At 70.5% G+C, this 19,154-nt stretch carries 15 protein-coding genes and 1 pseudogene; 8 read left to right on the top strand and 8 right to left on the bottom strand.

Features of this window, described 5'->3' with window-relative positions; genetic code table 11:
* Positions 1 to 39 precede the first annotated feature (39 nt).
* From ON41_RS19540 to ON41_RS19530, 3 genes and pseudogenes are all read left to right on the top strand, one after another.
* Positions 40 to 1,973: pseudogene (locus ON41_RS19540) on the top strand (glycosyltransferase family 39 protein).
* A gap of 374 nt (positions 1,974 to 2,347) precedes the next feature.
* Complete coding sequence (locus ON41_RS19535) at positions 2,348 to 3,586, top strand: cytochrome P450 family protein (RefSeq protein WP_040749112.1); 1,239 nt, start codon at positions 2,348 to 2,350, stop codon at positions 3,584 to 3,586.
* A gap of 85 nt (positions 3,587 to 3,671) precedes the next feature.
* Positions 3,672 to 4,664 (top strand): isopenicillin N synthase family dioxygenase, encoded by a 993-nt coding sequence (locus ON41_RS19530; RefSeq protein ID WP_040749111.1) that lies wholly within the window; start codon positions 3,672 to 3,674, stop codon positions 4,662 to 4,664.
* On the opposite strand, the gene ON41_RS19525 is transcribed toward ON41_RS19530, so the two are convergent.
* Both ON41_RS19525 and ON41_RS19520 read right to left on the bottom strand, forming a co-directional pair.
* Positions 4,658 to 5,104, bottom strand: a complete 447-nt coding sequence (locus ON41_RS19525) for a VOC family protein (protein ID WP_174411336.1) — start codon at positions 5,102 to 5,104, stop codon at positions 4,658 to 4,660. The genes ON41_RS19530 and ON41_RS19525 overlap by 7 nt on opposite strands.
* A 78-nt stretch (positions 5,105 to 5,182) precedes the next feature.
* A complete protein-coding gene (locus tag ON41_RS19520) occupies positions 5,183 to 6,373 on the bottom strand; it encodes an epoxide hydrolase family protein (protein WP_040749110.1) in 1,191 nt (396 codons plus the stop codon).
* Positions 6,374 to 6,629: 256 nt separating this feature from the next.
* Between ON41_RS19520 and ON41_RS19515 the strand changes: the two genes are divergently transcribed.
* Together ON41_RS19515 and ON41_RS19510 are read left to right on the top strand one after the other, a co-directional pair.
* Positions 6,630 to 7,076, top strand: coding sequence for a Zn-ribbon domain-containing OB-fold protein (locus ON41_RS19515; protein ID WP_444543678.1), 447 nt, complete (start codon positions 6,630 to 6,632; stop codon positions 7,074 to 7,076).
* Complete coding sequence (locus ON41_RS19510) at positions 7,069 to 8,268, top strand: lipid-transfer protein (protein ID WP_040749108.1); 1,200 nt, start codon at positions 7,069 to 7,071, stop codon at positions 8,266 to 8,268. Before ON41_RS19515 ends, ON41_RS19510 begins: the two co-directional genes overlap by 8 nt.
* Positions 8,269 to 8,283: 15 nt before the next feature.
* On the opposite strand, the gene ON41_RS19505 is transcribed toward ON41_RS19510, so the two are convergent.
* The 6 genes from ON41_RS19505 to efeU all read right to left on the bottom strand — a co-directional run bounded on the left by ON41_RS19505 (position 8,284) and on the right by efeU (position 15,667).
* Positions 8,284 to 8,538, bottom strand: a complete 255-nt coding sequence (locus ON41_RS19505; RefSeq protein WP_218003512.1) for a protealysin inhibitor emfourin — start codon at positions 8,536 to 8,538, stop codon at positions 8,284 to 8,286.
* Positions 8,539 to 8,571: 33 nt separating this feature from the next.
* A complete protein-coding gene (locus ON41_RS19500) occupies positions 8,572 to 9,639 on the bottom strand; it encodes a M4 family metallopeptidase (RefSeq protein WP_040749174.1) in 1,068 nt (355 codons plus the stop codon).
* A gap of 99 nt (positions 9,640 to 9,738) precedes the next feature.
* Entirely contained in the window at positions 9,739 to 10,359 is a 621-nt protein-coding gene (locus ON41_RS19495; RefSeq protein ID WP_040749106.1) for a DUF305 domain-containing protein, read from the bottom strand.
* Positions 10,356 to 11,873: an LVIVD repeat-containing protein gene (locus ON41_RS19490; RefSeq protein WP_085995723.1), complete on the bottom strand. Its 1,518-nt coding sequence runs from the start codon at positions 11,871 to 11,873 to the stop codon at positions 10,356 to 10,358. Before ON41_RS19490 ends, ON41_RS19495 begins: the two co-directional genes overlap by 4 nt.
* A 472-nt stretch (positions 11,874 to 12,345) precedes the next feature.
* Positions 12,346 to 13,578 (bottom strand): Dyp-type peroxidase, encoded by a 1,233-nt coding sequence (locus ON41_RS19485; protein WP_040749104.1) that lies wholly within the window; start codon positions 13,576 to 13,578, stop codon positions 12,346 to 12,348.
* Between the two features lie 28 nt (positions 13,579 to 13,606).
* On the bottom strand, positions 13,607 to 15,667 hold the full coding sequence (efeU, locus tag ON41_RS19480; protein ID WP_040749103.1) for an iron uptake transporter permease EfeU: 2,061 nt from the start codon (positions 15,665 to 15,667) through the stop codon (positions 13,607 to 13,609).
* 159 nt (positions 15,668 to 15,826) lie between these two features.
* On the opposite strand from efeU, the gene ON41_RS19475 reads away from it, so the two are divergent.
* The 3 genes from ON41_RS19475 to ON41_RS19465 all read left to right on the top strand — a co-directional run bounded on the left by ON41_RS19475 (position 15,827) and on the right by ON41_RS19465 (position 19,149).
* On the top strand, positions 15,827 to 16,825 hold the full coding sequence (locus ON41_RS19475) for an alpha/beta hydrolase (RefSeq protein WP_246461724.1): 999 nt from the start codon (positions 15,827 to 15,829) through the stop codon (positions 16,823 to 16,825).
* Between the two features lie 73 nt (positions 16,826 to 16,898).
* On the top strand, positions 16,899 to 18,059 hold the full coding sequence (locus ON41_RS19470) for a PucR family transcriptional regulator (RefSeq protein WP_040749102.1): 1,161 nt from the start codon (positions 16,899 to 16,901) through the stop codon (positions 18,057 to 18,059).
* A 109-nt stretch (positions 18,060 to 18,168) separates the two neighbouring features.
* A complete protein-coding gene (locus tag ON41_RS19465; protein WP_040749101.1) occupies positions 18,169 to 19,149 on the top strand; it encodes an Acg family FMN-binding oxidoreductase in 981 nt (326 codons plus the stop codon).
* The last annotated feature ends 5 nt before the right edge of the window (positions 19,150 to 19,154 follow it).

Here is a 19,154-nt window from a genome sequence, read left to right as displayed (position 1 = left end):
CGGAGGAAGCGCGCACAGTCGATCTCCAAGATCGGAGACGTGACTTCGACTCTGCTGGAACCCGCCGCCGCGCCCGCCGAGCGGGCGCCCGCGCCCGACCGGCGGGTGTGGGGGCGGCGGCTGTCGGTGGCGGCGCTGCTGGCCGCGACCGCCGTGCTGTACCTGTGGAATCTGGGCGCCAACGGCTGGGCGAACGAGTTCTACGCGGCCGCCGCGCAGGCCGGGTCGCAGAGCTGGAAGGCGATGCTGTTCGGGTCCAGCGACACCGCGAACGCCATCACCGTGGACAAGACGCCGGGCGCGCTGTGGGTGATGGACATCTCGGCGCGGGTGTTCGGGCTCAACGCCTGGAGCCTGCTCGTGCCGCAGGCGCTCGAGGGCGTCGCGGCGGTCGGTGTCCTGTCCGCGGCGGTCCGCCGGGTGAGCGGGCACTGGCCCGGCATCGTGGCGGGCTGGTCCTGGCGCTGACTCCGGTGGCGGCGTTGATGTTTCGGTTCAACAATCCCGACGCGCTGCTCGTGCTGATGCTGACGGTGGCCGCGTTCTGCGTGCTGCGGGCGATCGAGAAGGACGCGAGCGCGTGGTGGCTGCCCCTGGCGGGCGTCGCGGTCGGATTCGGGTTCCTGGCGAAGATGATGCAGGCGTTCCTGGTGCTGCCCGCGTTCGGCGTGGTGTATCTGCTGGCGGCGCACGGCTCGTGGCGCGCCCGCCTCGGGCGGTCGGTCGCGGCGGTGGTCGCCGTCGTCGTCTCCGCGGGCTGGTATCTCGCGCTGGTTGCGGTGTGGCCCGCCGATTCGCGGCCGTATATCGGGGGCTCGCAGCACAACAGCGTGCTGGAACTGGCCCTGGGCTACAACGGCCTGGGGCGGCTCACGGGGGACGAGACCGGCGGGCTCGGCAATACGAACTTCGACGCCGGATGGGACCGGCTGTTCGCCCAGCAGATGGGCGGTCAGATCGCGTGGCTGCTCCCGGCGGCCGTACTCCTGGGCCTGGCCGGGCTGTGGGTGACGCGGAAGGCGCCGCGCACCGACCGGGTGCGCGCCGCGCTGCTGCTGTGGCTGGGCTGGCTGGTGGTGACCGGCGTGGTGTTCAGTTTCTCCGCGGGCATCCTGCACTCCTATTACACGGTGGCGCTGGCCCCGGCGATCGCGGGCGCGATCGGTGTCGGCGGCGGCGCGCTGTGGCGGCGGCGCTCGGATCGGCGGGTGGCCGGAGTGCTGGCGGCGACCATCCTGGTGACCGCGGCGGCCGCGTGGGTGCTGCTGCGCCGGACGCCCGACTGGTTGCCGTGGCTGGCCCCGGTCGTCGCGGTGGCCGGTGTCGTCGCGGCGGCGCTGATCCTGCTGTCGGGCAGGCTGACCCGGTCGGCGGCGGCGCTGGCCGCCACCTTCGCGGTGGTCGTCGGCGTGGCCGGGCCCACCGCGTACTCGCTGGCGACCGTATCGACCGCACAGAGCGGATTCCTGCCGTCCGCGGGCCCGTCCGGGGCGGGATTCCCGCACGGCCCCGGGTCGTCGCAAGGACGTCCCGGCGGGAACTTCGGAGGTCCCGACGGGAACCGCGGAGGCGGAACGGCTGCGGGTGGGCCGCCGATGAGGGGGTTCGCCGCGGCGAAGCCGGGCGCGAATCTCGTTGCCGCACTGGGGGAGAATTCCGGTGACTACACGTGGGCCGCCGCTGTGATCACCTCCGATTCCGCGGCCACCTATCAGCTCGCGACGGGTGCGCCGGTGATGGCGCTCGGGGGCTACAACGGCACCGACCCCGCGCCGACGCTGGAGCAGTTCCAAACCTATGTCTCCCAAGGGAAGATCCACTACTTCATCGACGGCGGCACGGTGCAGCGGCACGGCGGCGGCGCCGACACCGGAGGCAGCCGCGCCGCCACCGATATCGCCGAGTGGATCCGCGCCACCTTCACGCCCCGCACGATCGACGGCGTCACCGTGTACGACCTGACCGATCGCTGATTCCGCTCAGAGCGACCCGGCAGGCGGTTGAGGATGCGGGCGGCCTGCTCGAAATCGGCGCGGCCGACAAGGCAGACACTACGACATTGATCGACAGAGGGAAGCGGGGGATTCGCCCGTCGTTGCTGGCCGAATGCGGTGAGTGCCCGGCGGTCTGTTCCTCGGCGACGGCCCTGCCGGTGCGGGCCACGACGGTTTGCCCACGGGCACAACGGAACTCGACTGCGGCGTGGCGGAAAAACCGCTGGTGGGATCGATACCACTGCCGGTGCCGGCGGTCGGAGCTATGCTGAGGCAATTGCCGGCCGGCGGCGCGACGATGCCCGGCGGTCTGCTTCGCTGTGACGTTACCGCCCATTCCTGGAGTCTCCTTCTTGCCCACGCCCCCGGATCCCGCGCTGCGGGAGACCACGCCCGTGCACTTCGACGAAGAACGCGTCAGCCTGTACTCCGACGAGTTCGCCGCGGACCCCCACCGCGCCTACCGCGAAATGCGTCGCCGCTACGGCTCTCTGGTGCCCGTGGACCTAGCGCCGGGGATTCCCGCGACACTGGTCGTGGGCTATCGCACCGCATTGCAGATACTCAACGATCCGGAGCGCTTCCCGGCCGATCCGCGGATCTGGCAGCAGGGCGTGCCCAAGGAATGCCCGGTCCTGCCGGTTCTGCAATGGCGTCCGGCGGCGCCGCGCAGCGCCGGGGCGGAGCACGCGCGGTATCGCACCGCCACCCTCGACGCCCTGGACGGCGTGAACCTGCACACGCTGCACGGCACCGTGGAGCGGACCGCCGTCTCGCTGATCAACACGTTCTGTGCCACCGGCGCGGCCGATCTGGTCGACCAGTACGCCGCGCCCCTCACCTTCGAGGTCGTCAACGCGCTCCTGGGCTGCCCGCCCGCGATCAGCGAAAAGGCCGCGGCCGCAACGGCGGCGATCTTCGACGGCGTGGACGCGCAGGAGGGCAACCGGCTGTTCGGCGAGGCGGCGCTCGAGCTGGTGCGGCTGAAACAGGCCGACCCCGGTGACGACCTCACCAGCCGATTACTCCGGCACCCCGCGCGATTCGACGATTCGGAGATGGTCCACCAGGTGCTCGCGCTCTACGGCGTGGGTATGGGCCCGCTGCAGGGGCTGATCATCAACACCCTGCGGCTGCTGCTGACCGACGCCCGCTTCGGCGAAGGCGTCGTCGGCGGCGCCCTGTCGACACGCGATGCGCTCGACCAGGTCCTGTTCGAGGATCCGCCCCTGCCCAACGCCGGCATCACCTATCCGCGCCACCCGGTCCTCATCGACGACGTGTGGCTGCCCGCCCACCGGCCCGTGGTGATCAGCCTCGCCGGCTGCAACGCCGACCCGGAGATCGGCACGGGGGACCACACCGGGAATCGCGCGCACCTGGCCTGGGGCGCCGGCGCGCACGCCTGCCCCGCCAAACCCGCCGCCTATCTCATCGCCCAGGACGCGGTCGACCAGCTACTCGACGCCCTGCCCGAGGCCCGGCTCGCGGTGCCGCCCCAGTCGCTGACCTGGCGGCCGGGTCCGCTACACCGCACTCTCGTGAATCTCCCTGTGAGGTTTCCGGAGTCGCCGCCGCTGCCCCCGCCGTGACGGCCCCGCGCCGACCTTCGGAATCGTTGGAATCAAGGCGTTCGAAACCCTGGGGGCGGAGCGCGGTCGGCCACAGAGTGGAGGCATGCTTCCCGTTCTCGACTTGACTCAGGCGGACGGCGATATCGCCGGGTTCCGCGCGGCACTGCTGGCGGCGACCCACGAGTACGGCTTCTTCTATCTGACCGGACACGGTGTGCCGCAACGGAAGATCGACGATGTGCTCGCGGTGGCCCGCCGCTTCTTCGCGCTGCCGGACGAGGCGAAGCAGGAGATCAGCCAGCTGCGCAGCCCGCAGTTCCGCGGTTACTCGCGGCTGGGTGGGGAGTTGACCAACGGTGCGGTGGACTGGCGGGAGCAGGTGGACATCGGCCCGGAACTCGCCGTGATTCCCGGGGCCGAGGGGTACCTGCGGTTACAGGGCCCCAACCTGTGGCCGTCGGCGCTACCCGAATTCCGTACGGCCCTGCGGGAGTGGGACGCGACGCTGTCCGCGGTGGGTCGCCGCCTGCTGCGGCACTGGGCCGCGGCGCTCGGCGCGCGGGAGGACCTGTTCGACGCGGCGTTCGAGGACCGGCCGGCCACGCTGATCAAGGTCGTGCGCTATCCGGGCAACGCCGACAACCCGCAGGGCGTGGGCGCGCACAAGGATTCGGGCGTGCTGACACTGCTCCTCATCGAGCCCGGATCGCGGGGACTACAGGTGGAACTCGAGCCGGAACGCTGGCTGGACGTGCCGCCGCGGCCGGGCGCGTTCATCGTCAATATCGGCGAACTGCTCGAGGTCGCCACGAACGGGTATCTCCGCGCGACGCGGCACCGCGTGCTCGCGCCCGAGCCGGGCACCGACCGCGTCTCGATCCCGTACTTCCTCAATCCCGCTCTGGACGCGCGGATTCCGATCCTCGACCTGCCACCGGAACTCGCGGCCCGGACCCGCGGCGTGGCGGCGGATCCGGACAACCCCCTCTTCGACACCTACGGTGCGAACGCGTGGAAGTCGCGGACCCGGGCGCACCCGGACGTGGCCGAACTGCACCACGGAATTCGCCCCCGCGGACCTGCCGCGGCTTACTGACCGCCGAGTTCTTCGGCCAGGCCGACGATGATGCCCTCCGGGCCGCGGACGTAGCAGAGGCGGTAGATCTGCTCGTACTGCTCCACCGTGCCGACCAGTTCGGCGCCGCGGGTGCGCAGGCGGGCGAGGGTGTCGTCGAGGTCGTCGACGGCGAACATGATGCGGCGGATGCCCAGCGTGTTGGACGGCGCGATCTTCGGCTCGGGGCTGACCGGCTCCGGCCGGTGGAACATCGCCAGCTCCACGCGGCCGTGGCCGTCCGGCATCCGCAGCATGGCGACGTCCTGGCGGATGTCGTCGACCCCGACGACGCGTTCCACCCACCGCCCCTCGACCGGTCCCTTGCCCTCCAGTTCCATACCGAGTTCGACGAAGAACTCGATCACGGTGTCGAGGTCCTCGACGACGATCAGCACGTTGTCCATCCGCCGCAGCGCCACAGCCCTATCTCCTTGTCGTCGCGGCCCACCGGGGGCGCCGGTGAGCACGACAGTAGTGACGGAACGCTCGACGGGAACTCATCGCAGCGAGCGGAAACTCGCGCGGAGTTCCGCGACGAACAGGTCCGGTTGCTCCCAGGCCGCGAAGTGACCGCCGCGGTCCAGCGTGTTGTAGTGGATCAGCTTGGGATACGCCCGCTCGGCCCAGCTGCGCGGGCACGTGTACAGCTCGTCGGGGAAGACGCTGACGGCCGCCGGGATGTCGACGCCCTTGGTGGCGAAGATCGAGTGCGTATTCTCCGCGTAGAGGCGGGCCGAGGAGATCGCGGTATCGGTCAGCCAGTAGAGTGTGACGTTGTCGAGGACGTCGTCGCGGGTCAGCCCGCCGGGCTGCCCGGCGAAGGCGCGGGCGATCAGGTCGAGACTCTTGGCGTCGTGGTCGAGCAGGAATGCCGCCAGGCCGACCGGCGAATCGACCAGCCCGGTCAGCGTCTGCGGGCGCGTGGCCATCATCTGGGCGTAGGCGATGTGCCGGTATACGAAGTCGAGTTGCTCGACGGCCCGCTTCTCCGCGCCGGACAGGTCGGCGGGCGGCGGCGTCCCGGACTGGATGGCCCGGTCGATCTCGGGCGGTACCGCGCCGGGCATATTCGTGTGGATGCCGATCAGTTCCGGCGGCGCCTGGACGCCCATCAGATCGGTGATGATCGCACCCCAATCACCGCCCTGCGCAACGAAACTCGTGTACCCCAGGCGCCGGGCGAGTTCGGTCCACGCCATGGCGACCCGATCGGGAGTCCAGCCCGGGCGCGCCGGTTTGCCGGAGAAGCCGTAGCCGGGTAGCGACGGGATCACGACGTGGAAGGCGTCGGCGGCGTCCCCGCCGTGCGCGGTGGGATCCACCAGCGGTTCGACGATCTTCAGCTGTTCGATCACCGAACCCGGCCAGCCGTGGGTGACGATGATCGGCAGCGCGTCCTCGTGCTCCGAGCGGACATGGACGAAATGGATGTCCAGGCCGTCGATTTCGGTGACGAACTGGGGCAGCGCCGCCAGCCGCGACTCGACCGGGCGCCAGTCGTAGTGCTGCTCCCAATACTGTGCCACCTGCTGGATGGTCTCCAGCGGCACGCCCTGCGACTGGTCGCCGACGGTCTCCTTCTCCGGCCAGCGGGTGGCCGCGACGCGCTGTCGCAGCATGGTGAGAGTCGTATCGGATGCCCGGAAAGCGAAGGGCTGCAGCGCTGTCCGGTCGATATTCGGGGACATGGTGATCCTCTCGTCGTCCGGCGTCCGGAAAGCAGCCTCGTCCGCCGGGTTCGGTGGATTCGTTGCCGACGCGGCACTGGGTCGCAGACCGTGACGCGGGCTGCCGGAGAGGAAGGGGGAATGCCCGGCTCGGCGTCCGGCAGGGCGCGATCGCTCTCACCGTACTGCGCGGCGTTTTCGGCGTCCATGCCGTCGGCGACCGCCGGATAGGGGATACCCTCGCCAAAGTAGAACGTGTTCCTATACCGTCGAGTGCGTGCAGAAAGAACAACGCCCGGCCGTGGCAGACTGGTTCACCGCGGAGGACGGCGCGGTCCGTCTCGTGGGTAGCCGCTGCGATGTGTGCGGCACACCGTATTTCCCGCGGAACACGCTGGCCTGCCGCAATCCGCAGTGCGCGGCGCCGAAGGACGGCTCCGAGCTGGCCGAATACCTGTTCTCCACGCGCGGCCGGATCTGGTCGTACGCGGACGCCCGGTACAAGCCGCCCCCGCCCTACGTTTCGCCCGAGCCGTTCGAGCCGTACGTCGTCGCGGCGGTGGAGCTCGAGGTCGAGCAGATGGTGATCCTCGGACAGGTCGTGCGCGGCCTCACCGTGGACGATCTGGCGGTCGGCATGCCGGTCGAGCTGACTCTCGGCGTGCTGTACGAGGACGAGGACGCCGAGCACACGGTGTGGATGTGGAGGCCGGTCGATGCCTGAGAACGATCGCGATATCGCCGTCCTCGGTGCGGGTATGCACCAGTGGGGCAAATGGGGTCGCAACTTCGTCGAATACGGCCTGGTGGCGGCGCGGGCCGCGCTGGCCGACGCGGGAGTGGACCACCGCGACGTCGGCTATATCGCCGGCGCGGACACCATCCGCAACGGGTACCCCGGATTCGTCTCGGGCGCGACCTTCGCCCAGGCACTGGGCTGGTCGGGCGCCCGGATCTCGAGCAGCTACGCCGCCTGCGCCTCCGGCGCCCAGGCGATCGCCAACGCCCGCGCCCAGATCCTGGCCGGGCTGACCGACGTGGCGCTGGTCGTCGGTGCGGACGCCGCCCCGAAGGGTTTCTTCCAGCCGGTCGGCGGTGAACGCCGCGACGATCCGGACTGGCTGCGATTCCACCTGCTCGGCGCCACCAACCCCATCTACTTCGCGCTGTACGCCCGTCGCCGGATGGCGTTGCACGGGGCCACGCTGGACGATTTCGCCGCGGTCAAGGTGAAGAACGCCAGGCACGGGCTGAACAACCCGTATGCCCGCTACCGCAAGGAGGTGTCGGCCGAGGAGGTCGCGGCCTCGGCGGTGGTCTCGGATCCGTTGCGGCTGCTGGACATCTGCGCGACCAGTGACGGCGGCGCCGCGCTCGTGCTGACGTCGGTGGACTACGCGCGCCGGCACGGCATCGCCGATCCGGTCCGCATCCGGGCGCTGTCGACGGTCACGCCGACCTTCCCGAAGACGGTGCTCGATCTGCCGGACTTCGCGACGGACTCCGCCGTGGCCTTCGAGGCCCCGCCGCGCGCGTTCCGCGCCACCCTCGCGGACGCCGCCTACGAGGAGGCCGGGCTCGGACCCGCCGACCTGTCCCTGGCGGAGGTCTACGACCTCTCCACCGCGCTGGAACTGGACTGGTATGAGGATATCGGCCTCTGCGAGACCGGCGGCGCGGAGGAGTTGTTGCGCAGCGGCGCAACGACATTGGGCGGCCGCGTACCGGTGAACCCCAGCGGCGGGCTGGCCTGTTTCGGCGAGGCGATCCCCGCGCAGGCCATCGCCCAGATCTGCGAACTCACCTGGCAGCTGCGCGGCCAGGCCGACGGCCGTCAGGTCGACGGCGCTCGCGCGGGTATCGCGGTGAACCAGGGCCTGTTCGGCCACGGCTCGGCGACCATCGTCACCCGGTAGCGACAGCCGGGCGCGTCAGGCGTCGTTCCGCAGCACCCTGGTGATGAGCGTCCGCTGCTGTTCGGTGAGTTCGGGATCCGTCGCGTAGTACGTGGCGCCGTCCACGGTGATCTCGTAGGTGAATCCGTCCGGTACGCCGGGGGGCGGCTCGCTCCGCCCCCCGGCCACGGCCTGTGCGGCCAGCGCGTCCCATTCACCCGCGTCGGGCAGCGCCGAGGTGTCCACCTCGGCGTGCCGCTCGATGCCCGCGAATCCACCCGTGCGACTCACTCGAATGCGCATAGGTCCGTGTCTAATACGGATTCACGATGCGTGCACACCCACCTGCTCCCACGCCTTCTGTACGGCCTTCAGCTCCTCGCCTTCGTCGAAACGTTTCTTCGCCGCGGCGACCGTGAGCTTCGCGAAGTCCGCGAACTGGGCGTCCTTCTTCAGTGTGCCGCCGGTCAGGACGTCGTACCAGATCTGCCCGGCCTTCTCCCAGGCGTTGCCGCCGAGGGTCGTGGCGGCCAGGTAGAAGGCGTGGTTGGGGATGCCGGAATTGATGTGGACGCCACCGTTGTCGCCGTCGGTGGTGACGAAGCCGTCCATGGTCGCCGGCTGGGGATCCTTGCCCAGGGCGGGGTCGTCGTACGCTGTGCCCGGGGCCTTCATCGAGCGCAGCGCCGTGCCCTTGACGCGCGGCGTGAACAGGCCCGCGCCGATCAGCCAGTCGGCCTCGGTGGCGGTCTGGCCGAGCGCGTACTGCTTGATCAGCGAGCCGAAGACGTCGGACAGCGACTCGTTGAGGGCGCCGGACTGGCCGGAATAGGCGAGGGCCGCGGTGTGCTGCGTGACGCCGTGGGTGAGTTCGTGGCCGATGACGTCGAGCGCGAGAGTGAAGTCGTTGAAGATCTCGCCGTCACCGTCGCCGAACACCATCTGCTCGCCGTTCCAGAACGCGTTGTCGTAGTTCTGGGAGTAGTGGACGGTCGCGTTCAGCGGCAAGCCGTTGCCGTCGACGGACCGGCGCGCGTACGCCTTCAGATAGAACGTGAAGGTATCGCCGAGTCCCGTGTAGGCGCGGTTGACGGTCTCGTCCTTGCTCGCGTCGGAGCCCTCGGCGCGCACCTTCGTCCCGGGCAGCGTCGTCTTGTGGCCGGCGTCGAAGATCGTGCGCTGCGGCTGGTCGGCCGCCGCTCCGACGTCCGCGCTCACGGGCGCGGGGCCGACGACCGTATTCGCCCGGCGGGTGCGCTCGAGGGCGTCCTGTTCGAGGGTTCTGCGCGCGGCCGCGGCGAGGGGGTCCTGCTGTTGGGACAGCCGGTCGAGAATGTGGGGAGGGACGACGGTGCAGAAGACGGGTCCGGAGCCGCCATTGATCTTCGTCATGTCACCGACCATCGCACCGATTCGCGGTCGATGTCGGTGGCTACGGCCACGATTGGGGAGTGACGAGGGGCAACGGGGTGTCCGGACCGGATGGTCCGCTCAGCGCGGCTGCGCGCCGTCGCGCTCGAGCAGCAGCGTCATCACGGCCGTCTCCCGGGTCTGGTCGGTGAACATGCCGCGTGCCATGCGCCGGACCGGACCGTCCGGCAGCTGTGCGGCGGCGGCCTGGGCCATGAGCACTCCGCCGGAGTGGTGGCGGCGCATGAGCGTGAGGAACTGCCGGTCGGCCTGATCGCCGGCGGCGGCGGCCAGGGCGTCGAGTTCGTCGGTCGAGGCCATGCCCGGCATGGTCGCGGCCGGTGTCTCGTGGTGTTCGTGGGTGGACCGCATCCATGCCATCGGATGCGGATTCGTCGGCAGGGCGCCGGCCAGGGTCAGCCACCCCTGCATCGTGCCGATCTCGGTGCGCTGCGTGTCATCGATCTGCGTGGCCAGCGTGCGCACGGACGCGTCGGCGCTCGGCGGCAGGCGCGTCGTCATGAGCAGCGCCTGCTGGTGGTGCGCGCTCATATCCTGGAGGAACCCGATCTCGTCCGCGGAAAACTGTGGGGGAGAGGGCGAGTCGGAGATCAGCAGCGGGCGGGCGGCGACGCCGAGTGCGAAGGTCAGCACCGCCAAGCATACCGCCGCGGCCCACCCCATCCGTGCGCGGGCGGTCATGAGCCCTGCGTGGAGAACTGGTCGGCGGGCGGGGTGTAGACGGACGGATCGAGTTCCAGCGCCAGGAAGGCGTTGTCGGCGCAACTGGTCCACAGCTGCCGGCCCCGCCAGGCCGGGCCGGAGAAACACCAGTCGCTGGACAGGTCGCCGGGGGCGACCATGCCCGTCCGCGGGCTCAGCGCCTGGCTCGGATCGAACATGCCCGCGGTCAGCGCCTGGATCACGGCGGGCGATTCGAGGATCGGCACGCCGGCGATCGACGCCCAGGCGTGCGGGGAGTTCCACAGGTCGAGAGCGCGGCCGGTCTGGGCGGGCGGGTTGTAGTAGGCGATCTCCCGCACGTCGAACGGATCGCGCACGTCGAAGACGCGGATGCCGGAGGACACCCACCCGCAGGCCAGCGCGGTGGGATTCGACGGGCGGTCGGCGGTGCAGTAGTGCGAGTCGTATCCGAAGACCCCGCCGCCGGAACTCGATGCCAGTGCGGTGTCCTGGTTCTCGGGCAGGTTGATCTCGAGTTTGATCGTGTCGGCGATGCGCGGATGGGCGTCGTCGGCGACGTCGATGAGTTTCACTCCGCCGGAACCGGCTTCGTCCACGGTGAACAGGTAGCGATGCCCGTCGTAGGTGACCGGGATGCTGTGCTGGGTGGCCCAGCCGTCGTTCCAGGTCATCCGCGCCAGCACCGGGACCTGGGGATTCGGGTCGTGGCGCTGGACCGCGCCGCTGTCGAGCACCACCATGCCGCCCATGTTGTCGGACAGGTACACGCGGTCGCCGTCCTCGCTGATGCCCATCCCGTGCATGGACAGGCCGGGCAGGCCCTGCCAGACCACCCGGGGCGCCGCGGGGTCGCGCAGGTCCACGGCGCTGACGAGGCCCGGCGCGGTGCCGGAGGCCCAGTAGACGCTGCCGTCGGGGGAGAAGCCGCCCTCGTGCGCGGTGATCGGCAGCGGTTGCAGCGGATCGGTGCCGGGTCCCGGATTGAGCAGCCGCGGATGCGCGCAGTCGGACAGGTCGTAGACCGACAGGAGGCCCGCCCTGGTGAGGAGCGGGACCCCGGTGCCGACCAGGAGTTTGCGAGTCGTGTTGACCTTCAACGACTCCCACGTTCCGGCCAGCATCGCCGGTTCGGTCAGCGTGGCCATCAGGGCCGGACGCGCCGGGTCCGATACGTCGAGTACCTGCACGCCCGGGGCCGGGCCGGCGATATTCCCGGGGAAGAGGCTGCCGACGTATACGCAATGGTCGAAGGCGGCCGAGGTGATCCCCCCGCCCCGGCCCGCGTAGCCGCCGACGCGCGACAGATTGCAGCTGTATCCGGCGGTGCTGCGCCGCGAATCACGGTCGGCCGCGGGCACATCGCCCTGTAGTCCCGTTTCCGGTGTGGATCCGGCGCCGCACTCCGCGCGCCCCGCCGCCTTGTCGGCGATTCGCGAGATGTGCACGACGCCACCGGGATCCGGCGGCCCCGCCGCCGACGGTATCGACACGGCCGCCAGGACCGAGGCCATCAGACCGACTCTCACCGCACGCCATACCGCTGTCGACATCATCGATGCCCGCCCTCGCCGATGAGGGCCCTTCCTCTCCGAGAAATCGGCACTGCCCGGCGACCTCCGGCCCGTGGGCGTGAGTTCTCGTCGCCGACCGGAGGGCTACTCCGGTCGGTGCAGTGTGCCCCACCGCACACCGGCGGTCAACAAGCAGTGGGGGAGTGACAGGAGAATCCGGCTCTCGATGCCGATTTCCTGTGAAATCTACGAAATGCTCTCTGATCGACTGATATTGACGACCTCGCTGCCATCGGTCGTGATCGAAACTGTCGGCTGTGGAACCTGTCGAGCGCGGTGAACGCCAGATTGTGAGAGCGCTATTCTCGCAGCTGAACATACCTATACGAACATATGCGCATTCAAACATCTATGCCGTTCATGTCGTCACAGGGGAACCGTGCGTCTCGAAAGACAGCAGGGAAGGGAAGGGTCAGCCCAGCAGTGCCCTGGCGTACCAGTCGTCGCGGTCGACCACGCCGGGGAGGGCGAGGAAGTAGCCGCCGCCGAAGGGCTGGACGTAGTCGGTCAGGGGCTCGTCGATCAGGCGGGTCTGGATGGTTTCGAACTGGCGCTGGATGTCCTGCTGGAAGCAGGTGAAGATGTGGCCGGTGGCCATATTGCCGTTGGGATCCAGGCCGAGGTCGTAGTTGTAGGAGCGACGGATCAGCTGCTGGCGGTCGGTCTCCGGGGTGCGTGGATTGGCAAGGCGGATATGGGAATCCAGGGGGATGACCGAACCCTCGGGGTCGGCGGCGTAGTCGGGGGTGTCGAATTCCTCGTTGCCGTCCAGGGGCGCGCCGGAGTCACGGCGGCGGCCGAACATGTTCTCCTGCTCGTTGATCGAGACGCGGTCCCAGAACTCCACGAGCATCCGGATCAGGCGGACCACCTGATAGGTTCCGCCGCGCGCCCACTCCGGGACGTCGCGGTCGAGCCAGATCAGCGATTCCGCGTCGGCGCCCGTGGGATTGGCGGTGCCGTCCTTGAAGCCCATCAGGTTCCGGCCGGTGCCCGACGGGCGCGGCGGCGAGTTGTAGCCCTCGATTTTCCAGCGCAGCTGCATCGCGCCACGGGTCTGGCGGGTGATGTCGCGGATCGCGTGATGGACGGTGTCGGGGTGGTGGGCGCACAGCTGGAGCAGCAGGTCGCCGTGCATCCACTTGGGGTCCGGGGAGTCGTTGGGGAAGGTGCGCATCGGCGTGAGACCGGCGGGCTTGTGGGCGGCCAGGCCGTAGCGGTCGTCGAACAGGCTCGCGCCCAGACCGGTTGTCACGGTGAGCCCGTCGGCGAGGACCTCGGGGCCGAGGACCGCGCTGTCGGCGGGCGGTGCGCCGATGCCGAGGTCGGGCGGTGTGCCGCCGGCGGTGAGGAAGCGGGCGCGGCCGGTGAGCGATCTCATCAGCTCGGCGAGTTCGTCGCGGCGGGCGACGGTGACGTCGAATGCGGCGTAGCAGGTGGCGTTCTGCTTCTCCGCCGGGCCCGGGGTCAGGATGCCCGCCTGGTGCGTTCCGTGGAACGGGTAGGTCGGCGCCGCGACGGGCCGGTCCGCCGCGGCGGCGTCGGCATCCTTGCGCGCGCCCTCGACGAGCATGCCCGCGGTGAGGGCGGTTCCGGCGGCGCCGGTGGCTGCGCCGGAGAGAAAGCGGCGGCGGCTGACATTCATCGTTCGGTGTACCTGTCGTTCGTGGCGGTCAGTGGGCGACGGGGACTTCCAGCAGTCTGGGGACCCGGGCGAGGTTCTCCAGCGCGGCGCCGAGCGCGGCGAGCACCGCCTGCCGGGCCGCTTGCGGCGTCTGCTGGGGCGAACGCCAGTGCCCGGCGTCTCGGGTGGCGAGCAGCGCCCGCTGTAGCGTGTCGAGCCGCTGCGCGAGTGTGGCCCGCAGCTGTGGCGCGCGGGCGTCGACCAGCGGGCCCAGCGTGTCGAGCACGGCGCGGGTGACCTCGACATCCGCGAGCGTCACCGGGTAGGCGCTGCCCGCGCCCTGATCGTCCATGCCCGAAACGTGGTCGCGCAGTGCGTCTTCCAGGATCTCGTGCGCGCGCAGCGGGAGGTTCACCGCGTCGCCCGCCAGGTCGGGCGTGCCGAGATCCTTACGGACGGCGCCGATATCGGCCGCCAGCCGGTCGGTCACGGGCAGTAGCTGTTCCGGTCGCTGGCCGTGCCACAGGCCGTATTCCAGTCGCCGCAGACCGGTGAAATCCGGATCGGCGACGCCGCCGGGCAGCCCGTCGGGGAGTCCCGCGACGGCCGTGCCCGCGGCGCCGAAGCTGTTGTACGAGGCGCCGACGTGCTCCCAGTGCAGCTGCGCGGTCAGCCAATCGGCCTGTGCCGCGGGGATATCGCCGCGGCGCAGATCGTTGCCGACCGCGGTCACGGTGTCCGACAGCCGGGTCAGCGCCTGGGCGGCGTAGGCCTGGTAGGCGTCGTTGGGGCCGGTGAGGTCGTCCTCGGTGACGCGCTGCACGGGCGGGGGCGCGCCGGGCGCGTCGCCGGTCACCCGGACCGTCGCCGAGGAGGTCGTCGGCGCGCCGGACATGAGGCACTGGATCTTGTAGCTGCCGGTGGCCAGTGTCGCGGTCAGGTCGGCGGTGGTGGCGGGGCCGATGGTCTCGATCTCGCCGATCACCGCGCCGCCCGCGTCGACGAGGTTGATCTCGCCCGCCTTCTCGGTCTTGTTGTGCACCGCGAAGGTCTGGGTGCCGGCGTGTGCCGAATCCCATTCGGGCGCACACTTTTCCGCCGTCACCGAGACGGTCTGCGCCGCGCCGGCCGTACTCGACGGCAGCAGGGCGATCGCGGTCGCCGCGGCCAGCACAGGAATCAGCACGAGGACGGCGCCGACCAGGACGGGACGGGGGCCCGCGACCCGCTCCCACCAGTCCGGCGGGCGCGGGGTCTCCTCGGCCGCCGCCGGTGCCGGGGCGGGCGCGGTGCGGCCCGCGCGCAGGAACAGCGGGATCACCACGGCCAGGTAGACCAGCCAGGCGACCACCTGGAGCACGGTCATCTTCGGCGTCAGTTCGGTGATACCGGTGATGATCGAGACCCACCACGAATTCGGGTCGATGTGGGTCGTGAAGTCGAAGGCGACCCAATGCCTGCCCGGCAGGATTCCGGCGTCCTGCAGATCGCCGAGCCCGTAGGACAGCACGCCCGCCGCGATCACGATCAGGACCAGCGCCGTGCGGTTGAAGAACGTTCCGAGATTGAGCCGGACGGCCTGGCGATACAGCAGCCAGCACAGGACGACCGCGGCGATCGCGCCGAGCGCGGCGCCGATGAGCGGGGCGACCGTCGTGCCGGAGGCCTTGACGGCCGTCCACACGAACAGCGTCGTCTCCAGTCCCTCGCGCCCGACGGCGAGGAACGCGGTGATCGCCAGCGCGCCGGCGCCGATGGTCGCCGCCCGGGCCACCTCGCCGCGCAGCTGACCCGACAATGACGCCGCGGTGCGGCGCATCCAGAACACCATCGCGGTGACCAGCCCGACGGCCAGCACGCTGAGTACGCCGCCCACCGCCTCCTGCGCGGAACTCGACAGCACGCTGGTGGAGTACGTCAGGACCGCCGCGAAGCTGCCCGCCAGCGCGAGCGCGGCGACCAGGCCCAGCCACACCGGCGAACTCGACACGGGGCGCTCCGCCGTCGAGGTCTTGCGGACGGCTGCCAGCAGGATGGTGACGACGAGCCCCGCCTCGAGTCCCTCACGCAGACAGATCAGAAGGTTGGGTACTGCTTCGGCCCAGCTCACCGACCAAAGGTAAGGCACACCTATATAGCAGGTCCAGCTCGGGTGCCTACCGATGTCGGAAATCGGACCAAACCGGCGTCGGGGTCTGCACGAACTCCTGGCGATGCCGTTCGGCCGGTGGCCGAGGGACCCAGACGAAAGGGCTCGACTGTGAGAACACTGCGATCGACATCCACGGCGACGCTGCGCTGGGCGGTGGCCGGCGCGCTGGTCGCCGCCGGCCTGGCCGGGACGACGGGTACCGCGGCGGCGGCGCCGGGCGTGGTCTCGGTGCGGGAGGTGAGCGACCGCCAAGAGACCGTGACGGTGTTCTCGGCGGCGATGAACCGGGACATTCCGGTGCAGGTGATCCGCGCCGCGGGTCCGTCGCGGCCGACGCTGTACCTGCTCAACGGGTCGGGCGGCGGACCGAACGAGAGCGGGTGGGACGTGCAGACCGATGCGGTGAACTACCTGCGCGACAAGGACGTCAACGTGGTGACGCCGTACGGGGGCGCCAATTCGTACTACACCGACTGGCTGCGCGACGATGCCGTCCTGGGCCACAACAAATGGCAGACGTTCCTCACCGAGGAGTTGCCGCCGGTCATCGAGGACCACGTGGGCGCGAACGACACCCGGGCGCTGGCGGGGGTGTCGATGAGCGGCACGTCGGTGCTGAATCTGGCGATCGCCAAGCCCGGGTTCTGGAAGAGCGTCGCCTCCTACAGCGGCTGCGCCCAGACGTCGGATCCGATCGGGCACGAGTTCGTCCGGCTCACGGTCGAGAACTGGGGCGGCGGGCAGAGTGTCGAGAACATGTGGGGTCCGGCGGACGGGCCGCTGTGGCGCGCCAACGATCCGCTGGTCAACGCCGACCGGTTGCGGGGGACCGCGGTGTATCTCAGTGCGGGCAGCGGAGTTCCGGCCGCTCCGCACGACACCCCGGGCGATCGCCGCGTGCGGGAGGGCCGGATTCCGCTGCCGGTGCAGGTGGTGTTCGGCGGGCCGATCGAGGCCGCCATCCACTACTGCACGGTGAACCTCACCAACCGGCTGCACGAACTGAATATCCCGGTGACCTTCGACGATCGGCCCGTCGGGACGCATTCGTGGGGGTACTGGGAGGACGATCTGCGCATGTCCTGGCCGTTCCTGGCGCAGTCGCTCGGCAGCTGACGAACACTCCCGGCCGTCGCGGCACAGGCAAATGCCGGGTTGGGCTGTCGCCTGCCAGTAGTGTCGTACTTCTGTGAGCGGCGATGACGGAGCGGCCCGGGAGCGTCTGCGCACCTTCCGCATCGATGATTCGGGGGCGCTGGCCCGGCGGCTCTGGGAACGGTTCCTGCGCGAGATCCCGCAGTACGCCGATGTCGACGCCGCCGACACCGTGCCGTCCATGACCGCCGCGGTGGACACCCTGGTTCGGGCGATCCGGGAGTCGCGGGGCCTCGACGCCGCCGAGACCGAGCAGTTCCGCGACTACGGCGCGTTGCGGGCGCGGCTGGGTGTCCCGCTCGAGGCGATGCTGCGCGGATGGCAGCTCATGATCAGCGAACTGGTCGAGCGCATCGGCGGCTCCGGCGACCTCGCGGACGAGCCCGGGACCGTGCTGATGTCGGCGGTGAGCGCGCTGCTGGAGGTCTCCGACGCGGCGACCATCGCGTTCAGCGCGGGGCATCGCGACGCGGAGGCACAGATCAGCCGCCGCCTGGACAGCCGGCGCGACGATCTCGTGCGCGCGCTGATGACCGGCACCCTCGGTACCGATCGGCTGCGCCGCGGAGCGCAGTACATGGGTCTGCGACTGACCGGGCGGTACTCCGCGTTCCGGGCGATCACCGCCGAACCGGAGCAGACCGAATGGGATCTGCGGCAGCTGCCCGCGTGCCGGCCGCCGCACGGTCTGGCGGCCATTCTCGACGGCGATGTGGTGGGAATCTGCACTCCCGACCTCGGGTCGGTGGCGCGCCCCGGGGTGTATCTCGGCCTGGGGCCGACCGTGGAACTCGACGAACTGCCCCGCTCGTTCCTGCTCGCGGGGCGTGTCGCCGAGACGGCCCGCCTGTTCGCCCAGCCGGGAGAGCACACGTTGGTCGGGATGGGGCTGCTGCCCGCCGTCGCCGGTGACAGCGAGGTCGGCGCGGCGCTGTTCGATCGGTACATCGCGCCGGTGCGGGACTCGGAGGCCCTGCCGGTGCTCGGCACCGTGGACTGCTACCTGTCGACCGGTATGAACGCCAGCGAGACCGCGCAGCGAATGCACCTGCACCACAACATGGTTCGCTACCGCCTGGCCCGGTTCGAGGAACTCACCGGCGTCGGCCTGAAGGAGCCGCACGCGGCGCTGCAGGTGTGGTGGGCGCTGCGGTACCGGGACCTGCTCGAGGCTCCCGGGCGGCCCGACGCCTAGGCCGCTGCCAGGTATTGCCAAACTCGCACCGCAAACCTTGTGAACTATTCCGAAAACATGCCGCGACCTCGTCGGTTGGCTAGTGGTATGGACGAGAAAGGCGCGCGGTATGAATTCCGGTGATTTCCCGGCCGAGGTTGTCGGCGATGTGGTGGCCATGGCCGTGCGCGCGCCGTCGGTGCACAACAGCCAGCCGTGGCGGTGGCGGTTCACCGGCGACGCGCTCGAGTTGCACGCCGATCCGGTCCGGCATCTGGCGGTCACCGATCCGACCCAGCGCGCGCTGCTGATGAGTTGCGGTGCGGCGTTGCAGCACGCTCGGGTCGCGCTGGCCGCGCGCGATCTGCGGGCGGAGGTCGACTACTTCCCGGTCCTGGGCGACCGGACGCATCTGGCGACACTGCGGGTGACTCCGGGACGGGCGACCCAGGCGGATATCGAACTCGCCGAGGCCGTTCCGCGCCGGCAGTCGGATCGCCGCCGCTACGGTTCGCGGCCGGTGTCGTCCGCGCGCATCCGGCGGGTGTCCCGGCCGGCCGGGGAGTTCGGCGCCGCGGCCCGGCTGGTGCCGCCCACCCTGCACGAACCCCTGGCGGACGCCACCCGGATCGCGGCCGACCGGCACTCCGGCGACTCGGCCTACCTGCGCGAGCTGGCGCGATGGAGCGGGCGGCACGGTGCGGCGGACGGTGTGCCCGCCGCCAACACGCCGCCGCCGCGCGCCGGTGAGGCCATCCGGCAGCGCGTCTTCACCGCCCCCGAACTCCCCGACCTCGGCACGGGCTCGGACGGCTCGGAGTGGCTGGTGCTGTGCACCCTCGGCGACGATCGCCTGGCCCACCTGCGGGCCGGGGAGGCCGCGGGGGCCGTGCTGCTGTCCGCGACCGCGATCGGGCTGTCCAGCTGCCTGCAGACCGAACCTCTCGGCATGCCGGATCTGCGCGCGGCCATCCGCACCGAGGTGCTCTACGACTGTGCCTTCCCCCAGGCCATGATTCGGCTGGGCTGGGTATCGCCCACGGCGGCCCCGCTGCCACCGACCCCGCGCCGCCGGATCGCGGAGGTGATCGATCAGCCCGTCCGGCGGTAGTGTGC

The sequence above is a fragment of the Nocardia transvalensis NBRC 15921 genome, assembly GCF_000308875.1.
Classification (GTDB): Bacteria; Actinomycetota; Actinomycetes; order Mycobacteriales; family Mycobacteriaceae; genus Nocardia; species Nocardia transvalensis.
The sequence above is the reverse complement of the archived record's forward strand: the minus strand, read 5'-3'. Positions and strand labels throughout refer to the sequence as shown.

Coding starts and splice junctions, on each gene's coding strand:
- ON41_RS19490 (WP_085995723.1), bottom strand. CDS start 11,873: ATGGCCTCGGTCCTGGCGGCCGTGTCGATACCGTCGGCGGCGGGGCCG.
- ON41_RS19485 (WP_040749104.1), bottom strand. CDS start 13,578: ATGAATGTCAGCCGCCGCCGCTTTCTCTCCGGCGCAGCCACCGGCGCC.
- ON41_RS19495 (WP_040749106.1), bottom strand. CDS start 10,359: ATGACCGCCCGCGCACGGATGGGGTGGGCCGCGGCGGTATGCTTGGCG.
- ON41_RS19510 (WP_040749108.1), top strand. CDS start 7,069: ATGCCTGAGAACGATCGCGATATCGCCGTCCTCGGTGCGGGTATGCAC.
- ON41_RS19530 (WP_040749111.1), top strand. CDS start 3,672: ATGCTTCCCGTTCTCGACTTGACTCAGGCGGACGGCGATATCGCCGGG.
- ON41_RS19500 (WP_040749174.1), bottom strand. CDS start 9,639: ATGACGAAGATCAATGGCGGCTCCGGACCCGTCTTCTGCACCGTCGTC.
- ON41_RS19520 (WP_040749110.1), bottom strand. CDS start 6,373: ATGTCCCCGAATATCGACCGGACAGCGCTGCAGCCCTTCGCTTTCCGG.
- ON41_RS19465 (WP_040749101.1), top strand. CDS start 18,169: ATGAATTCCGGTGATTTCCCGGCCGAGGTTGTCGGCGATGTGGTGGCC.